This window comes from Candidatus Thermoplasmatota archaeon (assembly GCA_035541015.1).
In the GTDB taxonomy this organism is placed as follows: Archaea; Thermoplasmatota; SW-10-69-26; order JACQPN01; family JAIVGT01; genus DATLFM01.
The window spans coordinates 1-3799 of record DATLFM010000022.1 but is presented as its reverse complement, the minus strand read 5'-3'; the positions used below and the strand labels follow the sequence as shown (position 1 = coordinate 3799).

Here is a 3799-nt window from a genome sequence, read left to right as displayed (position 1 = left end):
AGGTAGCGCTCGCTTGCGCGGCGGCCCACGGGGCTTGCAAAGAGCTCGGAGTCCAGCTCCGGCAACGGATAGTTGCGAAGGTGCGCGTCCACCAGGCGCTCGGTCCTGCGGTAGAGTTCGGTCATGAGCTCGCGCGTGAGCGCGAGGGCCTCGGCGGTGAGGCGGCCGCGACGGATCGCGGGCAGTTCGCGGGCCATCGCCTTGAACTTCAGCGCCACGGGGGGCGAACGGAGCCGCTCGTTGAGCTCGAGAATGCCGCGCTGCGAGTACCAACGCGCATGGATCGGCGCGGCCACGCGGGCCTCGCCGTCGTGTTCGTACGCGTGCACGCGCGGGTGCGAGCGGGCCTTCCGGAGGGCGCCCATGGCGGGGCGACCCTGCGCGAACCCCTTGAGGCTTTCGGGAGACAGGCGGCCGGCTAGACGAGCCGGTCCCAGGTCTGAAGCTCGATCTGCCAACCGGTCCGGCCCTCGGCATACTCGAGCGCGCGGGCGAGGCTCGTCACGCCGTTGGAGCCGGCAAGCGGCGCGAACGCCAACGTGACGACGATGCCAAGCGCGCGTCCGTCGGCGAGCAGGAGGTTGCTTCCCGAGTCGCCCGGGACGCCCGGCGAAACGGTGTAGATCTGGACCGTCCAGGAATCGGCCGTGCGGCCCGTGACGAAGCCGCGCTTGGGGCTTGTGGGCTCAAGGCCAGCGCGAAGGGGCGAGTTGCCGTAGGACACGACCTCCGTCAGAACGGGGACGTCGAGGGGATGAACGACGGCGGTGGGCCCGCCGAAGTGGAGGACGGCCGGGTGAACGAGGCCCTCCCAGGCGGGCAGGATCTCGACGAGGGCGAAGTCGTTGGCGCGGTTGCCGTTGCCCACGGCGCAGCTGAGGCCGGGCACCGGCGTGCCAAGGACGCTAAAGCAGGGGGCCGTCGAGACGTTCTCGTGGAGGAAGCTCGAGTAGGCGACCTTGCCAAACACCGGGCCCCGGTTGCCATCGACGCGGCTCGTGTGGTACATGAGCGCGGACGGTAGATGGACGTTCGCGCCGATGGCGTGGTCGACGCAGTGGCCGGCCGTGCCGATGTAAAGCTTGCGCGTGACCGGGCTGTGGAAGACGAAGTTTGTCGTGCACCAGCCCTTGCCCTCGGTCCAGATCTGGACGCCGGGACGGACGAGGGCGTCGGAGAGGGCCGGCCAAGTATGACCGGTCACGGGATCGCTCATGGGACCTTCGCCCGACGCGTTCACCGCCGATACGCGGTACGTGTGCGACGAGCCGGGCGACAAGCCCGCGTGCGCAAAGGTCGGCGTCGCCGAAGTCCCGACGAGGGTGGCAGATGCGTCGCCGGCCAAGCGGTAGATCCGGTAGTGCGTGACGGAGTCTCCACCGTCGGCGGGGGCCGACCACCCCAGCGTCACGACGCCTTCGCCGGGTCCCCGCTTGGCGGCAAGGTCCAGCGGCGCGCCGGGAAGCGCAGGCGCGGGCGCCTGGGCGGCGACGGGTAAGCCCCCCGCCACAAACGCGGCGACGAGGAGGACGACCGTTGCTTGCCGCAGGGCTGGACGGGGAGCCGGACGCATCGTGAGGAAGCCTCCGGGCGCTCATCGCGCCCGCCTCCTCTTATGCTTTGTCGGTCTTGCCTAGTCGAATGACCGGCCGGAGGCCGCGGCCCCCGTCTACGCCCGCTCGAGCTCGGCTCGCGTCACGACCTCGACGTTGCCGGGCTTCTTCGTGATGTTGCCGGTCTTCACGCCGACGAGCGTCGCGATGCCCTTCTCGCTTGCGATGTCGAGGAGCCGCTGCGTGATCACGCCGTCGAAGACGACCGCGTGGACGGCCTCGGTCTCTCGCGAATTCGTTCTTCCGCGCATCGTCGCCAAGAATTGGAGACGATCTGCGTAGAACATTTAAGCCCCCTAGCACGCTTTCCGCGCTGGTGCGACGCTTGGGGAAAAGCTGGTTGGCGCTTCTTTTGGCCGCATGCCTTGCAGTTGGCGCTTGGGCACCGTTGGCGCCGGCGGCCGTCCCTTCGATGACCCAACCGGTCGCCGCTGCCGCCATCGCAGAGCTTCTGTCCCTGTCCGAAGCGTCTCGCATCTCCGACGTCCTGAAGATCGCGCGTTCCATGGGCTCTTTCGACGTTGTCGATCTTGCGCCGCCAGTTCACAAGTCCTTGGCTGCGGCCATGCTCGACACGTACGCGCAACTGGGCGTTCCATTGTCGCGAAGCGAGCGGACCCTCGTCCTATCCGAAGTCGGAAAGCTCCCGTTTCACGTGCAATTGGCAGCGGGCGCGCTCTTGTCGACGATCAACTTTTGCGACTTGCAAGTTCGGCTGGCATGGAAAGAGGTATCCGCCGAGGATCACGCCTGGTTCGTTGAAACAAGCATGAACGACGCGCAGCTCACGCCGGCCGACGAACGCAGGAACCAAATCGTGGAGCGCGTGGACATGGCGCGCGTCGTGGCCTGCTCGATCCTGCTTGCCGACACGATCGAACAACAGATTCCACGATTGAAAGCCAATTCCAAGTGGATCAGCCCCGAAGACCCCAACTACCTAGAACCTCCCCGACTTGCGTTCGAACGCACGGAGCAGTCCCCGCCAAACGTCACGCAACTTGTCGACGACCTCATCGCCCAACCCTGCTGGGACAACGGACCCGGCACGCCCCCCTGGGGCGAAAACCTACCCGAAAAACTGGTCCGCATCGGACACGAAGGAGACAACTGCTACGCGCCCGGTGGGACGATTCTCACGCTTGACCTGGGCGGGGCCGACCGCTACGCAAACGGCGCCGGATCGGCGGTTTTCCCTGTGCTCGGCACGTTCGCTCGCATATCTCTCTCGATCGATCTGGCACAGGGCAACGACGTCTATTCCACAAGCCAAGCCGTAGGCGCAAGCGGAATCGGAATGCTCTACGACGAAGCAGGCAACGAAACGTACAATGGCGGAACCGGCCAGGTTCGAGCCGGCGGCGGCGTGGCAATTCTGAGGGACCGCCACGGCAACGATACGTTCCAATGCTCGTCCGGGTGCCAGGGCTATGCCGGTAGCCAAGCCGTGGCGATTTTAATGGATCGTGCCGGAAACGACATTTATCGCAACACGGTAGGTAATGGTCAGGCAGTTGCGACGCAGCAGGGAACGGCGATCCTTTTTGACGCCGATGGCGACGATTACTACGTCAGCCCAACCGGAAGCCAAGGTTTCGTCTCGAACGGCGGTGGGACGGCCATTCTCATAGATCGCCGGGGCTCCGATCGTTACGACCTCACGACAACATCCTTCGGTCGCGGTTCCACGCCGGTGCTACCCAATGGCCTAGCGTTCTTTTTCGACCTAGGCGGAGCCGACCTCTACAATAGCGGCCCCGGCTTCAACGATGGCTACTGGGGCCCGGGACAAAGCATCGCCGTAGGCGCGAACCCACGCGCAACCTACGCCCGCGGGCACGACTGCGAGGACGAGAATGCTTGCCTGGAGCAGATTCAGTCCTTGCTTCCGGGCACCTAGCGGGATAGGCACAACTGTTCGCTGGTGGAGACGGATCTCCCAGGCCGCACTCTTTTTCCTTCCCTGCCGTGCCCCTTGGCGAGGCGCGGGTGGGGGGCTTTCGCCCCCCGAAACCCCCGTCTACGCCCGCTCGAGCTCGGCTCGCGTCACGACCTCGACGTTGCCGGGCTTCTTCGTGATGTTGCCGGTCTTCACGCCGACGAGCGTCGCGATGCCCTTCTCGCTTGCGATGTCGAGGAGTCGCTGCGTGATCACGCCGTCGAAGACGACCGCGTGGACGGCCTCG

At 65.9% G+C, this 3799-nt stretch carries 5 protein-coding genes; 1 reads left to right on the top strand and 4 read right to left on the bottom strand.

Features of this window, described 5'->3' with window-relative positions:
- The 3 genes from VM681_02015 to VM681_02005 all read right to left on the bottom strand — a co-directional run.
- Nucleotides 1–365: hypothetical protein (locus VM681_02015; protein ID HVL86776.1), on the bottom strand; the 365-nt coding region annotated here is incomplete at its 3' end.
- 53 nt (nt 366–418) lie between these two features.
- Nucleotides 419–1573, bottom strand: coding sequence for a fibronectin type III domain-containing protein (locus VM681_02010; GenBank protein ID HVL86775.1), 1155 nt, complete (start codon nt 1571–1573; stop codon nt 419–421).
- Nucleotides 1574–1669: 96 nt separating this feature from the next.
- A complete protein-coding gene (locus VM681_02005) occupies nt 1670–1864 on the bottom strand; it encodes a hypothetical protein (protein HVL86774.1) in 195 nt (64 codons plus the stop codon).
- A 65-nt stretch (nt 1865–1929) separates the two neighbouring features.
- On the opposite strand from VM681_02005, the gene VM681_02000 reads away from it, so the two are divergent.
- Nucleotides 1930–3513: a hypothetical protein gene (locus VM681_02000; protein HVL86773.1), complete on the top strand. Its 1584-nt coding sequence runs from the start codon at nt 1930–1932 to the stop codon at nt 3511–3513.
- A gap of 120 nt (nt 3514–3633) precedes the next feature.
- Here the strand turns inward: VM681_02000 and VM681_01995 are convergent.
- The coding region (locus tag VM681_01995; protein ID HVL86772.1) for a DNA primase at nt 3634–3799 on the bottom strand (166 nt) is incomplete at its 5' end.

Bases quoted from the DNA above. Each gene is read 5' to 3' on its own strand.
- VM681_02010 (HVL86775.1), bottom strand. From the start codon at position 1,573: ATGCGTCCGGCTCCCCGTCCAGCCCTGCGGCAAGCAACGGTCGTCCTC.
- VM681_02005 (HVL86774.1), bottom strand. From the start codon at position 1,864: ATGCGCGGAAGAACGAATTCGCGAGAGACCGAGGCCGTCCACGCGGTC.